The organism is Microvirgula aerodenitrificans DSM 15089 (assembly GCF_000620105.1).
In the GTDB taxonomy this organism is placed as follows: Bacteria; Pseudomonadota; Gammaproteobacteria; order Burkholderiales; family Aquaspirillaceae; genus Microvirgula; species Microvirgula aerodenitrificans.
Map to the genome: position 1 here is coordinate 241,132 of NZ_JHVK01000001.1, position 17,289 is coordinate 258,420.

The 17,289-nt window shown below is 64.2% G+C and carries 19 protein-coding genes and 3 tRNA genes; 6 read left to right on the top strand and 16 right to left on the bottom strand.

Annotation, left to right across the window (positions count from 1 at the left end):
• Nucleotides 1-4: 4 nt before the first annotated feature.
• The 11 genes from Q352_RS23155 to folD all read right to left on the bottom strand — a co-directional run bounded on the left by Q352_RS23155 (nt 5) and on the right by folD (nt 9,083).
• Nucleotides 5-181, bottom strand: a complete 177-nt coding sequence (locus Q352_RS23155) for a hypothetical protein (protein ID WP_156952444.1) — start codon at nt 179-181, stop codon at nt 5-7.
• Nucleotides 178-363, bottom strand: coding sequence for a DUF2269 family protein (locus tag Q352_RS22555; RefSeq protein ID WP_255420181.1), 186 nt, complete (start codon nt 361-363; stop codon nt 178-180). Before Q352_RS22555 ends, Q352_RS23155 begins: the two co-directional genes overlap by 4 nt.
• Nucleotides 364-436: 73 nt before the next feature.
• A complete protein-coding gene (locus Q352_RS0101155; RefSeq protein ID WP_036384697.1) occupies nt 437-1,009 on the bottom strand; it encodes a PIN domain-containing protein in 573 nt (190 codons plus the stop codon).
• Nucleotides 1,009-1,542 (bottom strand): helix-turn-helix domain-containing protein, encoded by a 534-nt coding sequence (locus Q352_RS0101160; RefSeq protein ID WP_233495187.1) that lies wholly within the window; start codon nt 1,540-1,542, stop codon nt 1,009-1,011. Before Q352_RS0101160 ends, Q352_RS0101155 begins: the two co-directional genes overlap by 1 nt.
• A 32-nt stretch (nt 1,543-1,574) precedes the next feature.
• The gene (locus tag Q352_RS0101165; protein ID WP_028497740.1) at nt 1,575-2,741 is read right to left on the bottom strand and encodes a benzoate/H(+) symporter BenE family transporter; all 1,167 of its coding nucleotides are present in this window, start codon (nt 2,739-2,741) and stop codon (nt 1,575-1,577) included.
• Between the two features lie 81 nt (nt 2,742-2,822).
• Nucleotides 2,823-4,745 (bottom strand): DNA mismatch repair endonuclease MutL, encoded by a 1,923-nt coding sequence (gene mutL / locus Q352_RS0101170; protein WP_028497741.1) that lies wholly within the window; start codon nt 4,743-4,745, stop codon nt 2,823-2,825.
• A gap of 41 nt (nt 4,746-4,786) precedes the next feature.
• The gene (locus Q352_RS0101175) at nt 4,787-5,425 is read right to left on the bottom strand and encodes a DedA family protein (protein ID WP_028497742.1); all 639 of its coding nucleotides are present in this window, start codon (nt 5,423-5,425) and stop codon (nt 4,787-4,789) included.
• A gap of 142 nt (nt 5,426-5,567) precedes the next feature.
• Nucleotides 5,568-6,500, bottom strand: a complete 933-nt coding sequence (gene secF / locus Q352_RS0101180) for a protein translocase subunit SecF (RefSeq protein WP_028497743.1) — start codon at nt 6,498-6,500, stop codon at nt 5,568-5,570.
• A gap of 186 nt (nt 6,501-6,686) precedes the next feature.
• The gene (locus tag Q352_RS0101185) at nt 6,687-7,292 is read right to left on the bottom strand and encodes a hypothetical protein (RefSeq protein ID WP_028497744.1); all 606 of its coding nucleotides are present in this window, start codon (nt 7,290-7,292) and stop codon (nt 6,687-6,689) included.
• Nucleotides 7,292-8,152 (bottom strand): formyltetrahydrofolate deformylase, encoded by an 861-nt coding sequence (purU, locus tag Q352_RS0101190; protein WP_028497745.1) that lies wholly within the window; start codon nt 8,150-8,152, stop codon nt 7,292-7,294. Before purU ends, Q352_RS0101185 begins: the two co-directional genes overlap by 1 nt.
• Before the next feature lie 79 nt (nt 8,153-8,231).
• Nucleotides 8,232-9,083, bottom strand: a complete 852-nt coding sequence (folD, locus tag Q352_RS0101195) for a bifunctional methylenetetrahydrofolate dehydrogenase/methenyltetrahydrofolate cyclohydrolase FolD (RefSeq protein WP_028497746.1) — start codon at nt 9,081-9,083, stop codon at nt 8,232-8,234.
• Between the two features lie 112 nt (nt 9,084-9,195).
• Between folD and Q352_RS0101200 the strand changes: the two genes are divergently transcribed.
• From Q352_RS0101200 to Q352_RS0101210, 3 genes are all read left to right on the top strand, one after another.
• Nucleotides 9,196-9,273, top strand: a tRNA-Pro gene (locus Q352_RS0101200).
• Between the two features lie 25 nt (nt 9,274-9,298).
• Nucleotides 9,299-9,375 (top strand) — tRNA-Arg (locus tag Q352_RS0101205).
• 43 nt (nt 9,376-9,418) lie between these two features.
• A tRNA-His gene (locus tag Q352_RS0101210) sits at nt 9,419-9,494 on the top strand.
• Nucleotides 9,495-9,776: 282 nt separating this feature from the next.
• Here Q352_RS0101210 and Q352_RS23990 read toward each other — a convergent pair.
• Nucleotides 9,777-10,373, bottom strand: coding sequence for a toxin-antitoxin system HicB family antitoxin (locus Q352_RS23990; RefSeq protein WP_244879549.1), 597 nt, complete (start codon nt 10,371-10,373; stop codon nt 9,777-9,779).
• 115 nt (nt 10,374-10,488) lie between these two features.
• Here Q352_RS23990 and Q352_RS0101220 point away from each other — a divergent pair, with 115 nt between their 5' ends.
• A complete protein-coding gene (locus Q352_RS0101220; RefSeq protein WP_156952445.1) occupies nt 10,489-10,707 on the top strand; it encodes a hypothetical protein in 219 nt (72 codons plus the stop codon).
• Between the two features lie 166 nt (nt 10,708-10,873).
• Here Q352_RS0101220 and Q352_RS0101225 read toward each other — a convergent pair whose 3' ends face one another.
• Nucleotides 10,874-11,737, bottom strand: a complete 864-nt coding sequence (locus tag Q352_RS0101225) for a helix-turn-helix transcriptional regulator (RefSeq protein WP_028497749.1) — start codon at nt 11,735-11,737, stop codon at nt 10,874-10,876.
• A gap of 113 nt (nt 11,738-11,850) precedes the next feature.
• Between Q352_RS0101225 and Q352_RS19415 the strand changes: the two genes are divergently transcribed.
• Complete coding sequence (locus Q352_RS19415; protein ID WP_036384700.1) at nt 11,851-12,912, top strand: MFS transporter; 1,062 nt, start codon at nt 11,851-11,853, stop codon at nt 12,910-12,912.
• Nucleotides 12,913-12,925: 13 nt separating this feature from the next.
• Here the strand turns inward: Q352_RS19415 and Q352_RS0101235 are convergent, their stop codons facing one another.
• Nucleotides 12,926-13,924, bottom strand: coding sequence for an aldo/keto reductase (locus Q352_RS0101235; RefSeq protein WP_028497750.1), 999 nt, complete (start codon nt 13,922-13,924; stop codon nt 12,926-12,928).
• Between the two features lie 103 nt (nt 13,925-14,027).
• Here Q352_RS0101235 and Q352_RS0101240 point away from each other — a divergent pair, with 103 nt between their 5' ends.
• Complete coding sequence (locus Q352_RS0101240; RefSeq protein WP_051528601.1) at nt 14,028-14,963, top strand: LysR family transcriptional regulator; 936 nt, start codon at nt 14,028-14,030, stop codon at nt 14,961-14,963.
• Between the two features lie 77 nt (nt 14,964-15,040).
• Here Q352_RS0101240 and Q352_RS24370 read toward each other — a convergent pair whose 3' ends face one another.
• Entirely contained in the window at nt 15,041-16,504 is a 1,464-nt protein-coding gene (locus Q352_RS24370) for a methyl-accepting chemotaxis protein (RefSeq protein WP_084299720.1), read from the bottom strand.
• Nucleotides 16,505-16,520: 16 nt separating this feature from the next.
• The gene (locus Q352_RS0101250; RefSeq protein ID WP_036384701.1) at nt 16,521-17,030 is read right to left on the bottom strand and encodes a PAS domain-containing protein; all 510 of its coding nucleotides are present in this window, start codon (nt 17,028-17,030) and stop codon (nt 16,521-16,523) included.
• Nucleotides 17,031-17,289 lie beyond the last annotated feature (259 nt).

The window sequence follows — 17,289 nt, forward strand, 5'->3', positions numbered from 1 at the left end:
CGGTTCAATTAACCAGTACACCGCACAGGCCGGGCAGATGCAGGAACGGCTGCATGAACCGGGGGCATTCGATATCCATCCGGCCGGTGTCGCTTGTCGTGCCGAAGTGGTAATGGGCCTGCAGCGCTGGCGGCAGGGCATCCCAGTCGGCGCCGAGCACCTGCTGTATCAGACTTTTCATGATCCGGCTCCCGGAAAGTGTTTGAAGACCATCAGTGCCACGACCCGTACCATCGAGAGAAAGGCCGGGACGCCGAGCCAGAACCACCACCGGGTCATGGTCCAGTACCGCGCGGGCAGGGGCGTGCCCCGGACCATGGCTTCGCTGGCGAGGCGCTGCATGCGTATCTGCAGCCAGACCACGGGCAGTCAGCAGGCACCGGCAAAAAAATACAGGAACAGGCTGGCGGCAATCCATACGCTGGTTGGAAAAAGGCTAGAGAATGCCCCGGAAAGACGAAAGCAGTTTGCTTGTCCGCACCAGGCCCTGCTTCAGCAGAATGGCGAGGTAGTGATCCACCGCTATCGGTGGATTTCTGAGCTGCTCTCGCTGTTTCCGGGCTGCCTGGACGACGGCTGCCTGATCCAGATCGAACAGGTTTTCGATAAAGCTGTCCGGATGCTGAGCGTCGATTCCGTAGCCTGACAGTACCCTGGACGGAAAGTCTTTTTCATTGAAAGTCACGATCACGCTGGCATTGCCGTGTATGGCTGCGGCCAGCACATGGCGGTCATCAGCATCAGGCAAGGCCAGCGCTTCTATCAGGTGTTCATGACCTGTCACCACGGCATCCGGGATGGCCTGGTCCATCAGGGCTGCGGTGCGGCTGACTTGCCGGGGTGTCAGGTCCGGGCGGTTCTTCAGCAGGTTGCGCTGCCATTCGGCGTGGATTTGCGGGCTCCATCGTGCCCGGAACTGCCCTGACAGTCCGAGCCATATCAGCAGGTCCCGCAGTGGTGCAGGGTAGAGGACGCAGGCATCGCAGAGGGCGACAAAGGGCGTCGCCATCAGTCGTAGCCCATGCCCAGCGCCTGGGCCTGGCTGGCCAGTGCAGCCATGGCCTGCTCACTGTTGTGATCACGTTCAGCCTTGAAACGCATCAGGTCGGTGAGCCGGATACGTCGATGCTTGCCTGTCCTGTGGCAGGGCAAAGCGTCGTTATCGAGCAGCTTGACCAGATGCGGGCGTGAGACATTCAGCAGATCCGCCGCTTCCTGTGTGGTCAGTTCGGCATGCACGGGAACGACTTTGACGGTATTGCCTTCTGCCTGTTCGGCCAGGATATCCAGCAGCAGGCGCAGGGCAGAGATGGGCAGATCCAGCTGGTGGGACTGATTCTGTTCATCGAGTATCTGCAGGCGCTGGGTGCCGGGGCCGCTTGCCAGGCAGGCGGCCAGCGCACGTCGCCCTTCACCGGCCAGCTGTGCCTCCCGCGCCGCCGGGAGCGTCATTTCGGCTGACAGAACTGGGGTCATGGCTTGTTTCCCTTGTTTAGCCATATCGGACAGGTACACCGTAAACGAAATAATCGAAAATCGCAATAAACGAAATGGTGCCGGTGAGCCTGCCCGCCTCACCGGTTCCGCACGCGCAGCACCAGCAGCGCAATCACGCCGGCGACCAGCCCCCAGAAGGCCGAACCGACGCCGGCCAGGGTGACGCCGGACGCGGTGACCAGAAAGGTGATCAGCGCCGGCTCGCGATCGCTGTCCTCGCGCAGGGCGACCGCCAGGCCGTTGCCGATGGTGCCGAGCAGCGCCAGACCGGCTATGGCCAGCACCAGTTCCTTCGGCAGGGCGGAGAACACCGCACCGACCGTGGCGCCAAAGGCGCCGATCAGCAGGTAGAACACCCCGGCCGATACGGCGGCCATATAGCGGCGCGACGGGTCTTCATGCGCCTCGCGGCCCATGCAGATGGCGGCGGTGATGGCGGCCAGATTCAGCGCATAGGCGCCGAATGGCGCCAGCAGCAGCGTGGTCAGACCGGTCCAGCCGACCAGTGGCGACACGGGCACGTCGTAGCCGGAAGCGCGGATCACGGCGACGCCGGGCACATTCTGCGATGCCATGGTGACGACGAACAGCGGCAGGGCGATGCCGACCAGCGCGGCGAACGAGAACGACGGCAGGGTGAACACCGGCGTGGCCAGTTCCAGTCGCACATCGCCGAAGTGCAGCTGTCCATGCAGCAGCGCCACGGCCAGGCCGGCCGCCAGCGCGAGAATGATGGCGTAGCGCGGCAGCAGACGGCGGGCAAGCAGGTAGACGGCGCACATGCTCACGACCAGCAGGAACTGCGCCTGCAGGGCGACGAACACATTGAGGCCGAAACGCAACAGGACGCCGGCCAGCATGCCGGCGGCCAGCGAGACCGGAATGCGCTTTATTGCCCGCTCGAACACGCCGGAGAATCCGGCTGCGGTGATCAGTGCCGCCGAGACGACAAAGGCGCCGATGGCCTCGCTCATCGGCACGCCGGCAGCGCCGGTAATCAGCATGGCGGCGCCCGGTGTCGACCAAGCGGTGACGATGGGCACCCGGTAGCGCAGCGACAGCACGATGCAGGTCAGGCCCATGCCGAGGCCGAGCGCCCACATCCAGGAGGCGACTTCGGCCGCATTGGCGCCTGATGCCTCAGCGGCCTGGAACACGATGACGGCCGAGCTGGTAAAGCCGACCAGCACGGTCACGAAGCCGGCGATGATCGCCGACAGCGACAAATCCTTGAAAGCACGCATGGGTCAGACTGCCAGACACGAATGACGGGAGGGTGAGTGTAACTGCGAACCCGCCCGTGACGCCAAGGGGACGAGGCGTGGTTACTGGCCGCGCAGGAACAGCCCGTCCAGCTCTTTCATGCTCAGTTGCCGCCAGGTCGGCCGGCCGTGGTTGCACTGGTCGGAGCGTTCGGTGGCTTCCATGTCGCGCAGCAGCGCGTTCATTTCGGTCAGCGTCAGCGGCCGGTTGGCGCGGACTGCGCCATGGCAGGCCATGGTGGCCAGCATCTCGTCGCGGCGGGCGGTAATCGCCTCGCTGGCGCCGAGCTCGCGCACTTCGGCCAGCGTGGCCCGCGCCAGCGATACCGGGTCGGCATCAGCCAGCAGCGCCGGGCGGGCGCGGACCGCCAGCTGCGCCGGGCCGAGCACGGTCAGCTCGAAGCCCAGCCTTGCCAGCAGTTCGGCCTGGTCGGCGGCGGTGGCGACTTCAAAGCGGTCGGCCGGGAAGGTGACCGGAATCAGCAGCGGCTGGTTCGGCAGCCCGTCGCGGTCGAACGCGCGCTTCAGCCGTTCGTAGACAATGCGTTCGTGTGCCGCGTGCATGTCGACGATGATCAGCCCGGCGGCGTTTTGTGCCAGCACGTAGACGCCATGCAACTGGGCAATGGCGAAGCCCAGCGGCGGCAGGGTGTCGTCGCCGGTTGTCAGTGCCGGCGCCGGCGCGAGCGGCGAGCCGGTCTGTGGTGCTGGCGCATCGCCGTCATCGCTGCCGGCGGGCCGGACGCCGGCACTGGCGCGTTCCCGGGATTCGATGTCGCCGAACAGCAGGCGGTAGGTGTCCAGCCCGCCTTCGGCCGCTTTCAGGTCCAGCGGCCGGGTGCCGCCGCGATAGGCGAAGCCGGTACTGCCATTGCCGCCTGCACTGTAGTGTGGCGTCGGCGAGGCCGTGTCGGGCCGGATGGCGGGGGCGTCGGTATCGGGGGCATCGGTATCGGCCGGGCGGTCATCGCCGGTGTCGGCCTGGCCGGCTTCCCGGGTGCGGGTGGTCGCCAGCCGCCGGTTGACGGCATGGAACACGAACTGGTGCACGGCCTGGGATTCGCGGAAGCGCACTTCGACCTTGGTCGGATGCACATTGACGTCGACCGCTTCCGGCGGCACGCGCAGGAACAGCGCGTAGCATGGCTGGCGTTCATGGTGCAGCACGTCGCGGTAGGCCTGGCGCACGGCATGCGCCAGCAGCTTGTCGCGGACGAAACGGCCATTGACGAAGCAGTACTGCGCATCCCGGCCGGCCTTGCTCAGTGATGGCGAGGCAGCGAACCCGGCGATGGCCAGCGGGCCGGCCGCTTCGTCGATATCCAGAGCCGCGGCAACGAAGTCCTTGCCCAGCAGCCGGCCGACCCGGTCGGCCAGCGACTCGGACGGCAGCCGGTTCACCACCCGGCCATTGTGGCGCAGCAGGAATTCGACATGCGGGTAGGCGAGGGCGACGCGCTCGAACACGGTTGCGCAGTGGGCGAATTCGGTCGATTCGCTTTTCAGGAATTTGCGCCGCGCCGGGGTGTTGAAATAGATGTCGGCCACTTCGACCGTGGTGCCCGGGGCGTGGGCGGCCGGTTCCGGTGCTTCCAGTGTGCCGTCCAGTGCCGAGACCGACCAGGCGTGTTCACTGTCGGCAGTGCGGCTGACCAGTGTCATCCGCGAGACCGAAGCGATGCTGGCCAGACCTTCGCCACGGAAACCGAGCGTGGACACCTGCTCCAGATCGTCCAGTGACGAGATCTTGCTGGTGGCGTGGCGGTGCAGCGCCAGTGACAGGTCGTCCTGGCTGATGCCGTTGCCGTCGTCGTTGACCCGGATCAGCTGGATGCCGCCCTGGCCAAGGTCGACGGTGATGCGGCTGGCGTCGGCGTCGAGGCTGTTCTCCAGCAGTTCCTTCAGCGCCGACGCCGGCCGTTCCACCACCTCGCCGGCGGCAATCTGGTTGACGAGATGGTCGGGCAGGCGGTGGATGCGGGACATGCGGGCTCCGGCGGAACGGCAGAAAACGCGATTTTACCGGCTTAGCGCAGCCGGCGTATGCGCCACAGTTCGATCAGGCCGGGCAGGAAGGACACAAAGACGATGGCGACGATCAGCAGCGACAGATTGCTGCGGATGACCGGCAGGTTGCCGAACAGATAACCGGCGTAGCAGATGCCGGCGACCCAGAGCACGGCGCCGACCAGATTGAAGCTGAGGAATTTGCGATAACCCATGCCGCCGATGCCGGCCACAAACGGCGCGAAGGTGCGCACGATCGGCACGAAGCGCGCCAGGATGATGGTCTTGCCGCCATGGCGGGCGTAGAAGTCGTGGGTTTTTTCCAGATACGCGCGACGGAACACGCGCGAATCCGGATTGCTGAACAGCCGGTGGCCGAAATACTTGCCGATCTGGTAATTGACCGTGTCGCCGATCACGGCGGCGGCGATCAGCGTGATCACCAGCAGGTGGACATCCATGCCGCCCAGCGCGGCAATGGCGCCGGCGACGAACAGCAGCGAATCACCGGGCAGGAACGGCATCACCACCAGCCCGGTTTCACAGAATACGATCAGGAACAGGATCAGGTAGATCCACGGCCCGTAGGCGGCGACCAGCTCGGTCAGGTGCACATCGATATGGAGGATGAAATCGATGATGAAGCTGATGAATTCCATGGGGCGCACCGGGGAAAAAGACGGACTGTGCCAGTCCGGAGCTTAAGGATGAATGAATGAGCGGCATGCAAAACGTGCGGCCGCAGCCGCACGTTCACACTGCCGATAACCCCGCCCGGAAGCGCGGACGAGCGCAGCGGGGTCAGACGACCGCTTCTTCCTTCGGCTTGACCGGCTTGATCATGTGCTCGCGCGATACGCCGAGCGCCAGTGCGATCGGGCTGGCCACCAGCACCGACGAGTAGATGCCGAACACGATGCCGATGGTCAGCGCCATGGCGAAGCCGTGCAGTGCCGGGCCGCCGAAGAACAGCATCGACAGCACCATCATTTCGGTCGAACCGTGGGTGATGATGGTCCGGCTCATGGTTGCGGTAATGGCGTTGTCGATGATTGCCGCCGTGCTCTTGCCGCGCATGCCCGGCTTGCGGAAGTTTTCCCGGATCCGGTCGAACACCACCACCGATTCGTTGACCGAGTAGCCAAGTACCGCCAGCACCGCCGCCAGCACCGTCAGCGAGAACTCCCACTGGAACAGCGCGAAGCAGCCGAGAATGATCACCACGTCATGCATGTTGGCAATCACGGCCGCGACGGCGAAGCGCCACTCGAAGCGCACGGCCAGGTAGGCGATGATGCCGAGGCAGACGATGGTCAGCGCGGTCAGGCCGTGAGTCACCAGTTCTTCGCCGACCTGCGGGCCGACGAACTCGACCTTGCGCATCTCGACCTGGTCACCGCCGGACTTCAGTGCCGTCAGCACCTCGTTGGAGACCTGGGCCGACGTGCGGTCCTTGATGTTCGGCAGGCGGATCAGCACGTCGCGCGAGGTGCCGAGCATCTGCACCACCGGGTCACCGATATGCAGGCCGTCGATCTGGGTACGGATCTTTTCCGGTTGCGCTGCCTGCTGGTACTGGACTTCCATCACCGTACCGCCGGTGAATTCGACCGAGTAGTTCAGGCCCTTGGCGTACAGGAAGAAGACGGCGGCGAGGAAGGTCAGCAGCGAGATGAGCGTGGTCACCTTGCCGTAGCTCATGAAGCGGATGTCGTGCTTCAGGAAGTGCTTCATCCACCACGGATGTTTGCCGGCCGGGGCCGGCGTCTTGCTGTCTTGCATGAATGAGGTTTCCATCGTTAGGCGGCATCGGGCCGCATGCAGGCGGCGAACACGTCGCCACCGACAGAAAATCAGCCGGGTATGGTAGCACAGGGCCGTCGGCACATTGCTGACGGCCAGCTGATGCCGGCAGGGTTTTTACGGCAGTGCCGCATCGTCGGCACTGCCGCCGTCATCGCCGGATGACGAGGACGACGACACGGATGCCGCCATGTCGGCCGGCAGGTCGATCCAGCCGGCCGAGACGCCGACGCTCAGCATCAGCGACATCACCAGGATCGACACCGGCGCGAACAGCAGGATGCCGGCGATCACCCGGCCGCGCGACAGGCCGCTGATCAGGGTCAGCGAGCGCATCAGCAGCAGGATCGAATAGACCGACAGCGCGAAGTTCAGCCCCTGGCTGACATCCGGCGGCAGCCAGCTGGTCAGCGGCGTCAGCAACTGCGGGGCGTAGGTCAGCACGATCAGGCCGAACAGCGGTGCCGGCCGTTCCCAGCCGGCGTGCTTCATCCAGCCGCCGATAAACACCATGAACAGCAGCGTTTCCGCCCAGGTCAGGATGATGAAGAACAGCATCCGCGTGCCGGCGCCGGCCACGAAGCCGACCGCCTCGTTGCTGGCGGCCGAGGTGATGCCGACCAGCGTCAGCAGCAGCGCACTCTGCCAGAACGGATACTGGTAGGCCTCCAGCGTCCAGATGCGGAAGCGGGCCAGTTCCAGCGCGTCGTCGATCAGTCGCATCAGTCGAACACGACCGTCTTGTTGCAGTACGACAGCACGCGGTTGTCCACATGCCAGCGCACGGCGCGCGACAGCACGACCTTTTCCAGATCGCGGCCTTTTTCGATCAGCGCGTCGACCGCGTCGCGGTGCGAAATGCGGGCCACTTCCTGCTCGATGATCGGGCCTTCGTCGAGATCCTGGGTTACATAGTGGCTGGTGGCGCCGATCAGCTTCACGCCGCGGGCGTGGGCGCGATGGTACGGTTTGGCGCCGTCGAAGGCCGGCAGGAAACTGTGGTGGATATTGATGACGCGGTTCGGGTAGCGACGGACGAAGTCGGCCGACAGCACCTGCATGTAGCGCGCCAGCACCACGAAATCGATACCGGCTTCTTCCAGCAGGCGGAACTGCTCGGCTTCGGCTTCGGCCTTGTTGTCGCGGGTGACCGGCACGACATGGAACGGAATGCCGTTGAACTCGACCAGCCGGCGGCAGTCTTCATGATTCGAGATCACCAGCGGGATGTCGCAGCCGAGCTCGCCGATGCGCCAGCGGTGCAGCAGGTCGACCAGGCAGTGCTCGTACTTCGACACGAAGATCGCCATCCGCGGCTTGCGCGACGACAGCGACACGTTCCAGTCCATCCGGTGCTCGTCGGCGATCGGCTGGAACGCGGCGGCAAAGCTTTCCATCGGCAGGGTGAAACCGTCCAGATCCCATTCCACGCGCATCAGGAACAGGTTCTCGCCGGCATCCTGATGCTGGTCGGCATGCAGGATGTTGGCGTTGTAGGTCATCAGGAAATTGGCGATGGCCGCGACCAGACCCTTCTGGTCCGGGCAGCTCATCAACAGCGTGGCGGAATGTTGTTCGCTCATGATCAATCTGTATAAATGCACGACGGGCTGCCCGAAAAGCAGCCCGTCTCAATATCGTAAGGCGGGAGTGCGCGCGAGGTTACGCGTTGCGGTTGGCGGCGTCGAGGGTGTTCTGCAGCAGCGTGGCGACGGTCATCAGGCCCACGCCACCCGGCACCGGCGTGATCCAGCTCGCGCGTTCGCGCGCGGCGTCGAAATCGACGTCGCCGGCCAGCTTGCCGTTGTCGAGGCGGTTGATGCCGACGTCAATGACCACGGCGCCCGGCTTGATCCAGTCACCCTTGACGAAATGCGGGATGCCGACGGCGGCAACGACCAGGTCGGCGTCGCGCACCCTGGCCGGCAGGTCGCGGGTCTGGCTGTGGCAGATGGTCACGGTGGCGCGTTCCATCAGCAGTTCCAGCGCCATCGGCCGGCCGACGATATTCGACTGGCCGATCACCACGGCATTCATGCCCTTCACGTTGATGCCGGTGTGTTCGAGCATGATCATCACCCCGCGCGGCGTGCACGGGCGCATCAGCGGCATCTTCACCAGCAGACGACCCATGTTGTACGGGTGGAAACCGTCGACGTCCTTGTGCGGCGCAATGCGCTCGATCACGGTTTCCGACGCGATGTGCTCCGGCAGCGGCAGCTGCACCAGAATGCCGTCGACGTCGTCGCGTGCATTCAACTGGTCGATCAGTGCCAGCAGCTCGGCTTCGGTGGTGGTGGCCGGCAGGTCATGGGCGACCGAGGTGATGCCGACCTTCTCGCACGAGCGCTTCTTGTTGCGCACATAGACTTCCGAGGCCGGATTGTTGCCGACCAGGATGACCGCGAGGCACGGCGCGCGTTTGCCTGCATCGAGACGAATTTTTACGCCGTTTTCCACCCGGTCGAGCAGATCTGCGGAAATGGTTTTTCCATCAATCAGTTGTGCCGTCATGCCCTTGCTTTCACACCAGAAACCGAAAAGCGGATTTTCGCATTTTTTGGGCTTTTTGCTCAACAGGTGTTGACAGGAATCGTCCGGGTTTTTATAGTGGCGTCCTCTTGTTCGGGGCGTAGCGCAGCCTGGTTAGCGCACCTGATTTGGGATCAGGGGGTCGTGAGTTCGAATCCCACCGCCCCGACCATTCAAGGCAACGCCCGACGGTCCGTGCGCCCGTAGCTCAGTTGGATAGAGCATCGGCCTTCTAAGCCGAGGGTCACAGGTTCGAATCCTGTCGGGCGCGCCACTCGGAGTGGTCAGCAGCAAGAGTTGTAGTACCGGTTTCTGTGGTGGATGTAGCTCAGTTGGTAGAGTCCTGGATTGTGATTCCAGTTGTCGTGGGTTCGAGCCCCATCATCCACCCCAAAATTCACAAGCCCCTGATTCAGCAGAATCAGGGGCTTGTGTCGTTTCGGACGTTGTGGCGCCTGCTGGTCCAGGCTGAATTTCGGAAGATGATTTTGTGTTTTCGGAACTTGACCTGTTGTCGTGAGGTCACCGGACCGGCTTGGCGACCCTTGCTCGTCGTCTGTCGTAGTGCCGTTCGATCAGTGTTCCCCGCGTGCGCGGGGATGAACCGGGCATTCGTCTCGCTGTACTTGAAAGCCGGCATGCCGATGCCGCTTGAATGGCTCGGCGGCAGAATGCCTATGCAGCGTGCTCAGCGTACTCTTCGATAGCTTCGGCTACCCACTCATTCAGGCTTTTCCCCTGTGCGGCTGCAGAAACGGCGGCCGCAGAATGAGTGGCCGGATCAATGCGCACGTTGAATTTGCCAGAATAGGACTTGTAGGGCTCGATACCCTTTTCCGTGCACATAGCCAAGTAAACCCGGAGAGAGGTTTCGCCCTCGGCCTTGAGGCTGGCGACATCCGCCGCATAGAAGTCGGCTCCGCCGCTCAGACCGATGAACTCGCCGCGGAACATCTCGATTTCGGGATCGTAGGCAATGACGGCCTTCTGGCCATTGATGATCATGATGTTGTTCATGGCTTGACTCCGTTTTCTTCCAACCACTTGCGGACTGATACTACGGCACCCTTGTCTGTCTCCGGTGACGGGGGGGGGGGGGGGGTGAAACACGCGCACCGACCCGAACAGCGTCACGCCGATGCGCGAACCCTCGCGCTCTTCCACCGTGGCACCCAGTTCGACGAGCAGGGCCTCAATCTCTTTCCAGCAGATGTTGCCGCTGACGGGGCGCTTGAAGATCAGTTCCAGCGTGGATTGGTATCTGCGTTTCATTGATTTATGGTACCAAATTGTAGTACCAAGTCAAACCATTGATGGGTAGATGCGGCGGCTGGTGTCGGTGTTGACCTTCCACCGGCATGGGGCTTTGTTTTTTTGGGGGCGCCCCATGCGACCGGATTTCCAGATCCTTGCCGATGGCAAGGACACTACCGCCACGTTCCGTGACCGTCTGATCAGCCTGCGCATTACCGACAAGGCCGGCCTGGAGAGCGATGAGGTCGAGGTCACGCTCGATGACCGGGATAGTGCCATCGATTGCCGCCCGCAACAGGCTGACCCCCGTGTGCCAGGTTTAAAGCCGCCATCGACCGCCTCGACCAGATGAACGAGAGCGACCTGCACTTCATTATCCTGTGACCGGCCGGGGTGTGACGCCGGCGCCACAAACCCTTTCTGGCGACAATAAAGAACCCCTGCAAAATTCCGGGTTTTTATGCAGGGGTCAGATGAGAATCAATGGGGTAGCGGCAAGTGGCCACCGGTGAGTCCGGTCATGGTCCCCCGTCTTCCGCGATCCGCTTCAACGCCCGCTCGCTGTCGGCATCGACCGGTACGTACACCAGCAAACGATCGCCGTTTCTTGGTGCCGACCACCAATTGACCTGCTGTAGCTCCAGCACACCAACGAGCGGGTGGCGGAAGCGTTTGCTCTGGTTCTCGATGCTGCGCACCTCATTGCGCTGCCAGGTGTCGCGGAAGTCGGCGGAGATGCTGAGAAAACGCTGCAATTGCGCGCCCCATTGCGGGTCTTCCAGATGGCCGGCCATGGCGGCGCGGAACGAGGCGACCATGCGCGGCAGGATATCGTTCCAGTCGGCCAGCCGGCTGCGCCAGACCGGGTGGGTCAGCGCCAGATAAATGCAGTTGCGATCCTCATGCGGGACCTGCGTCAGATCGACGCCGATCAGGCGGCTGTAGGCCGGGTTGTAGCCGAGGATGTCGAAGCGGGCATTCTGGATCAGGGCCGGCAGCGGATCGAGCTGGTCGAGCAGGATGCGGGAAGCGGTCGACAGCCGTTCGCAGGAGGGCGCGTGGGGCGCAACCGGTTCACCGAGGCCGGCAAGGGCGAACAGATGGCGGGTTTCCGCCGCACTGCACTGCAGGGCGACGGCAATGGCGCCGAGCGATCTGGCCGAGGCCTGGATCGGCCGGCCCTGTTCCAGCCAGGTGTACCAGGTGACGCCGACCTCGGCCAGCTGGGCGACTTCTTCCCGGCGCAGGCCCGGGGTGCGGCGGCGACCGACGCGCGGCAGGCCAAGGCGGACCGGGTCCAGACTTTCCCTGCGGCTGCGCAGAAAGGTACCCAGTTCGCGGGTGCGGTGGGCGGCGGCGTCGGTCTGGGGGGCGCTGGGCATGATGGCATTCCGGTGACGGGCAGTTTTTATACCAGGATAAGCAAGAACTGGTACCCGGTTAAACGATACGCGATGCTGGCACTTCACTCCAGCCGGAACCACGATTGCATCCCATGAAAAACCCCGTTTACCCGCCAGCGCTCGGCCGTGCCGGACTGATGATCCTGCTGGCCGGGCAGTTGCTGCCGATGATCGACTTCTCCATTGTCAATGTTGCGCTCGATGCCATCGCCCGCTCACTGGATGCCACGCCGACACAGCTCGAACTGATCGTCGCCATCTATGGTGTGGCCTTTGCCGTCTGCCTGGCCATGGGTGGCCGGCTTGGCGACAATTTTGGCCGGCGGCGGCTGTTCTGCCACGGTGTCTGGCTGTTCGGCTTCGCTTCGCTGCTGTGCGGGCTGGCGGGCACGGTATGGATGCTGTTGCTGCCGCTGGCACTGGGGCCGGCGCAGCACTGGCCGTGGCCGTGCGTGGCGATGCTGCTGGCGGTGCCGCCACTGCTGTGGGCACTGTGGCGGGTCGAGTTGCGCCAGGAACGGCGTGGTGCGTTTCCCTTGCTGCCGCCGGCCTTGCTGCGCCTGCCGAGCGTGCGCTTCGGCCTGCTGATCGCCGTGCTGTTCTTCTCGTGCTGGAGTGGCTTCATGTTCGTGGTGGCGCTGCTGCTGCAGTCCGGAGCCGGATTGTCGCCCTTCCAGTCCGGCAATGCCTTTATCACGCTGGGCGTGATCTATTTTCTGGCATCGCTGCAGACTGCGCGGCTGGTCGAGCGTTTCGGCAAGGTGGTGACGCTGCGGCTTGGCTGCGTTGTCCAGATGACCGGCCTGCTGGTGCTGATGCTGACGCTGAGCCGGGCATGGCCGCAGCTTGGCGTGCTGAGTCTGGTGCCGGGGTCGTTGCTGATCGGCAGCGGGCAGGCCTTGATCGTCAGCTGCTTTTTCCGCATCGGCCTGTCCGATGTGCCGGTGACCCAGGCCGGTGCCGGCGGGGCCATGCTGACCACGGTGCAGCAGGCCGCTCTGGGGCTGGGGCCGGCGCTGCTGGGGGCGGTGTTTGCCCACCGCCTGCACGCGACCGGCGGCGACTACCTGCAGGCGGTGCTGACGGCACTGGCTGCCGAGCTGTGCCTGATGGCAGTGCTGGTGGCCAGTGCCGTACGCTATCGCTGCCGGTGACGGCAGGTACCGCTCAGAGGTTGACCATGGTCAGCTGGGCATCGTTGTAGCGCTGGCCGACCACGCTGGACGGGGGCAGGGCCGCCGTGATGGCGGCGCGTGCGTCGGCATCGAGTTCGATATTGGCGGCGGCGGCATTCTCCTCCAGATGGCTGACGCGGCGTGCGCCGGGGATCGGTACGATCTGTTCATGCTGTGCCAGCAGCCAGGCCAGCGCCAGTTGCGCCGGCGTGCAGCCCCGGCTGGTCGCCAGCCTGGTCAGCGCGTCGACCAGAACCAGGTTGTGGCGCAGCGCCTCGTCCTGGAAGCGCGGCAGCGTGCGGCGGAAATCGTCAGCCGCCAGGCTGTCGGTACTGGTCAGCTTGCCGGTCAGGAAACCGCGTCCGAGCGGGCTGTACGGGACGAAGCCGATGCCGAGTTCGCGGCAGACCGGCAGCACTTCACGTTCGGCATCGCGGCTCCACAGCGAATACTCGGACTGGACGGCGGCAATCGGATGCACCGCGTGCGCGCGGCGCAGCGTGGCCGCCGACACTTCCGACAGGCCAAGGTGGCGCACCTTGCCGGCACGCACCAGTTCGGCCATGGCGCCGACGGTGTCCTCGATCGGCACCTGCGGGTCGACCCGGTGCTGGTACAGCAGGTCGATGCAGTCGACGCCGAGGCGGCGCAGCGAGCCTTCCACCGCCTCGTGCACATGTTCCGGCCGGTTGTTGACGCCGGCCATGCGCTCGGTGCCCTGGCCGTGCGGCAGGATGTTGAAGCCGAATTTGGTCGCCAGCACCACCTGGTCGCGGCGGCCCCTGATGGCGTGGCCGAGCAGGGTCTCGTTGGTATACGGGCCGTAGACTTCGGCGGTATCGAGAAAGCTGACGCCAAGATCAATGGCGCGCTGCAGCGTGGCGATGGCTTCCTGCTCGTCGGCGGCGCCGTAGCCGAAGCTCATGCCCATGCAGCCGAGGCCGATGGCGGAAACGTTCAGGCCTTGCCGGCCCAGTGTGCGGGTTTTCATTGCGGAGTTTTCCTGGTCAGGTGACGACCCCGGTAGTGTCGCGTGCTTCATTGCTGGTGATAAGTCCGCTTATGATGGATGAACTACTGAGGAAAATTCATCAATGACCCGATCCGACAACGAGGTTCGCGCCCATGGCCACCAGGCCCCGCCCGATCTGGGAGAGCTGGAGGCGTTCGCCTGCGTGGCGCGCCATCGCAGCTTTCGCAAGGCCGCCGCCGAGCGGCGGGTGTCGGCGTCGGCGCTCAGCCATGCACTGCGCGGACTGGAGGCGCGCATGGGCGTGCGTCTGCTGAACCGCACCACGCGCAGCGTCACCCCGACCGAGGCCGGCGAGCGCCTGCTGGCGCGGCTGGCGCCGGCGCTGCGCGAGATTGGCGAGGCGCTCGACGAGGTCAATCTGTTCCGTGATACGCCCAGCGGCACGCTGCGGCTGAATGTGCCGCGGGCAGCGGCAAGATTGCTGCTGGCGCCGCTGTTCGCACGCTTTCACCAGGCCTGCCCGCAGGTGCGGCTGGAAGTGGTCACGGATGACGGACTGGTGGATATCGTCGCTGGCGGTTTCGATGCCGGCATCCGTTTCGGTGACAGTCTGGCCGGTGACATGGTGGCGCTGCCGCTGGCGCCGGCATCGCGGCTGATTGTCGTTGCCGCGCCGGCCTACGCCGCACTGCACGGACTGCCGGTCACGCCGGACGAACTGAAGGATCACGCCTGCATCGGCCGTCGCTTCCCTGGTGGCGCGGTGTATGACTGGGAGTTTGTCCGCCATGGCCGGCCGCTGGCAGTGCAGGTGAATGGACCACTGCTGCTCGACGATGATGTGCTGATCCTCGGCGCAGTGCTGGACGGCATCGGCCTGGCCTATATGTACGAGGCCATGGTGGCGGACGCACTTGCCGACGGGCGGCTGCTGCGCGTGCTCGACAGCTATTGCCTGCCGCCGCTGGACTTCTTTCTCTATTACCCGGGCCGGCGGCAGATGCCGGCCACGCTGCGGGCGTTTATCGGGCTGTTGCGTCCAGCCGTTGCCGGCTGACGGCCTCGTGCGGAAATGAAAACGCCGCCGGTGCAGGAACGTCTCCCGCGCCGGCGGCGCCTGTCGGGCGGAGCGGATCAGGCGGCGATGGCGGCCTTGCTGCCGGTATCGTGCTTCTCCACTACCATGGCGTCGATCAACTGGATGGTTTCCTGGCTGGCCTTTTCCGCTTCGCGCATCCGGGCGAGGATGGCTTCGCTTTCCCCGGCACCGTGTTCGGCCAGGGTGGCGGTGGCGGTGGCGATATTGTCGCTGACCAGCGATATCCTGGCCTGCAGCGCCTGGAACGAGCGGGTGCTGCCGAACTGCGTCTGGCCTTCGCTCTTGATCCAGGTATCGCTGCGCACGTCGCGCTTGTCGGACTCGCTGGCCTGACGTGCGTCGAGGTGCATGTACGCACCCTGCTTGTAGATGATGTGGTCGACCTTGACCCGCGACACCAGCGATTTGTCGCGTACCAGCGACACGCGGCCGATCACTTCGCTCGACGTTTCCGCCAGGTTCTCGAACTGGCTGCGGAATGCGTCGATCGAGGTCTTGACCCGGGCGGCGGTCTCGCCGCTCTGGCTCGACTTCTCGCGCATGTTGGCGATCAGGTCCGACAGCACGGTCAGCACGTTCTTGACTTCGCCGGCCGTGCTCTTGCTGCGCTCGGCCAGGATGCGCACCTCGTCGGCGACCACGGCAAAGCCACGACCCTGCTCACCGGCCCGCGCCGCCTCGATGGCGGCATTCAGCGCCAGCAGGTTGGTCTGGTCGGCAATGGCGGCAATCGACGACAGCGAGGTCTCGATATGGGTCCATTTTTCGCTGAGGGTCATCGCGGTTTCATTCACCGCGCTGACGCTGTCGACGATGGTATCCAGCTGCAGGCTCAGGTCCTGCGCGCTCTTCAGGCTTTCGTCGGCACCGGCGGCATTGCCTTCTGCCAGCCGGGACACCGATTCCATCTCGCTGCTGATCACGTTCAGGTCACTCTGGTTGGAGGCCAGATTGCTCTGCAGGTACTGGGTGTTCAGTTTGTGCAGCTGGGATGACAGCTGGTTCTGGCGCACATAGACGTCGTTGTCCTCCATCGCCTTGATCGCCTTGGCGAACACTTCCATCGACAGCGAGAACACCCCCGGCATCCCGGACGACAGCGGATAGCGGTTGAAATCGCCCTTGCTGATGCGCACGAAGCAGGTATTGATTTCCTTGAAATAGGTCTCGATCAGGTCCATGAAATCGTTGAGTTCCCAGGCGACCAGGCCGATTTCGCCCATGCCCGGCGTGCGGGTTGCGCGGTGGTACAGCTCGCCCTTGTTCGCGTAGCTCAACTGCTCCTTCAGGATGCCGAGAATGGCGAACATCCGCGACGTTTGCCGGTGGACATGGAAGCTCAGCAGGATCGAACAGGCGGGCAGGGCCAGCAGGTACAGGCTGTCGTTGTCGATGAAGACTTCATGGCCGACCGCAATCAGGATCAGGATGTTGAATGCCAGCAGGTACAGATAGGTACGCTGTTTCAGAAACAGCGAGGAAGTGGTGGTGGTGCCCATGTAGGTTGATTCTCTGTTACTTGTTCAGGCCGAGGACGAAATTTTCGTACGAGCCGGCGTGGGCCTTGTCCAGGTAGTCCTGTAACCAGGCCAGCGAGGTATCCGGTGCTGCTGCCTTGCCGGCGGACTGTTCCACCGCGCGCATTTCGGCATAGATTCTGGTCATGGTGTCGATGGCATGCCGGGTCGGCATGCGGCGGACCGAATAATAGCCCTTGGTGCTGCCATCGATGCCATAGTCGGGCGTGACATTGGCGAACACCCAGTAGAACCCGCCATCCGCGGTGTAATTCTTCAGGATGCCGAAGAATTCCTTGCCCTGCATGAGTGTCTTCCACATCAGCCGGAAGACGCCGCGCGGCATGTCCGGGTGGCGGATCAGGTTGTGCGCTTGTCCCAGCAAGGCGGATTCCGCGTAGTTCGACACCTGCATGAACTTCCGGTTGGCATAGGTGATGATGCCTTTCTGGTCCGTCTTGGTGATGATCAGGTCGTCGGGCTGCAGTCGCACTTCCTGGTTGTTCATTGAAATCAACTCCGTTGCTTTGTGTCTTTGCGACCGGTTGTTCGCCATCGGCTACGCCACAACGCCGGCGGTGCATGACGCGCGGCAGGCGAGGGGAATGTCTGCGAGGAAGAGGGGGCGGCGGGAGGGGCGGCGGTCCGCCTGCCCGGGGCCGGTACGACTTTTTGTCAGGGCTGCGCTGGCGCAGGGGGGAGGGCGGGTCATGACAGGGCTTCGTGGCAGGGATTTGCTGACGCACGCCGGGATGCCGTGGCGTCCG

Excerpts from the sequence above, each read along its gene's own strand:
- secF (WP_028497743.1), bottom strand. The coding sequence starts at position 6,500 with ATGAAGCACTTCCTGAAGCACGACATCCGCTTCATGAGCTACGGCAAG.
- Q352_RS19415 (WP_036384700.1), top strand. The coding sequence starts at position 11,851 with ATGAAAAACCCCGTTTACCCGCCAGCGCTCGGCCGTGCCGGACTGATG.
- Q352_RS0101155 (WP_036384697.1), bottom strand. The coding sequence starts at position 1,009 with ATGGCGACGCCCTTTGTCGCCCTCTGCGATGCCTGCGTCCTCTACCCT.
- Q352_RS23990 (WP_244879549.1), bottom strand. The coding sequence starts at position 10,373 with ATGAAACGCAGATACCAATCCACGCTGGAACTGATCTTCAAGCGCCCC.
- Q352_RS0101225 (WP_028497749.1), bottom strand. The coding sequence starts at position 11,737 with ATGCCCAGCGCCCCCCAGACCGACGCCGCCGCCCACCGCACCCGCGAA.
- Q352_RS0101165 (WP_028497740.1), bottom strand. The coding sequence starts at position 2,741 with ATGCGTGCTTTCAAGGATTTGTCGCTGTCGGCGATCATCGCCGGCTTC.
- Q352_RS23155 (WP_156952444.1), bottom strand. The coding sequence starts at position 181 with ATGAAAAGTCTGATACAGCAGGTGCTCGGCGCCGACTGGGATGCCCTG.
- Q352_RS0101220 (WP_156952445.1), top strand. The coding sequence starts at position 10,489 with ATGCGACCGGATTTCCAGATCCTTGCCGATGGCAAGGACACTACCGCC.
- folD (WP_028497746.1), bottom strand. The coding sequence starts at position 9,083 with ATGACGGCACAACTGATTGATGGAAAAACCATTTCCGCAGATCTGCTC.
- Q352_RS0101240 (WP_051528601.1), top strand. The coding sequence starts at position 14,028 with ATGACCCGATCCGACAACGAGGTTCGCGCCCATGGCCACCAGGCCCCG.
- Q352_RS0101235 (WP_028497750.1), bottom strand. The coding sequence starts at position 13,924 with ATGAAAACCCGCACACTGGGCCGGCAAGGCCTGAACGTTTCCGCCATC.
- Q352_RS24370 (WP_084299720.1), bottom strand. The coding sequence starts at position 16,504 with ATGGGCACCACCACCACTTCCTCGCTGTTTCTGAAACAGCGTACCTAT.
- purU (WP_028497745.1), bottom strand. The coding sequence starts at position 8,152 with ATGAGCGAACAACATTCCGCCACGCTGTTGATGAGCTGCCCGGACCAG.
- mutL (WP_028497741.1), bottom strand. The coding sequence starts at position 4,745 with ATGTCCCGCATCCACCGCCTGCCCGACCATCTCGTCAACCAGATTGCC.
- Q352_RS0101175 (WP_028497742.1), bottom strand. The coding sequence starts at position 5,425 with ATGGAATTCATCAGCTTCATCATCGATTTCATCCTCCATATCGATGTG.
- Q352_RS0101185 (WP_028497744.1), bottom strand. The coding sequence starts at position 7,292 with ATGCGACTGATCGACGACGCGCTGGAACTGGCCCGCTTCCGCATCTGG.
- Q352_RS0101250 (WP_036384701.1), bottom strand. The coding sequence starts at position 17,030 with ATGAACAACCAGGAAGTGCGACTGCAGCCCGACGACCTGATCATCACC.